The organism is Phaeovulum veldkampii DSM 11550 (assembly GCF_003034995.1).
Lineage (GTDB): Bacteria > Pseudomonadota > Alphaproteobacteria > Rhodobacterales > Rhodobacteraceae > Phaeovulum > Phaeovulum veldkampii.
In genome coordinates this window covers 1-390 of the sequence record NZ_PZKF01000147.1, presented here as the reverse complement: position 1 = coordinate 390, position 390 = coordinate 1, and the positions used below count along the sequence as shown (strand labels likewise).

1 protein-coding gene is annotated in these 390 nt (G+C 63.1%); it reads left to right on the top strand.

The window, feature by feature from the left end; all coding sequences use genetic code 11:
- Positions 1-76: 76 nt before the first annotated feature.
- Positions 77-390, top strand: a 314-nt coding sequence (locus C5F46_RS16340) for a transposase (RefSeq protein WP_146160272.1), incomplete at its 3' end; no start/stop codon positions are given.

The window sequence follows — 390 nt, the reverse complement described above, 5'->3', positions numbered from 1 at the left end:
CAGGCCGCTGAAGAAGTTGGCGCTTGGCCTGATTTGAGGAACATGATTCACCGTCCGCAGGCTTTGGGGGGTGAGAATGCGCGGGGCGGACGAGACGAGCGGGTCGCTGTTCAGCTATGTCGATCTTGAGGGGCGCATCCCTGCGCGCCATCCGCTGCGCAAGATCCGGCAGGTGGTGAACGAGGCCCTGGCCAGTCTCGATGCCGAGTTCGAGGCGCTCTACAGCGATTTCGGTCGCCCCTCGATCCCGCCGGAACGGCTGATCCGGGCGAGCCTGATCCAGATCCTGTTCTCCATCCGCTCCGAGCGGCAGTTGATGGAGCAGATGGAATACAACCTCTTGTTCCGCTGGTTCGTGGGCCTTGGCATTGACGACCCGGTCTGGGTGCC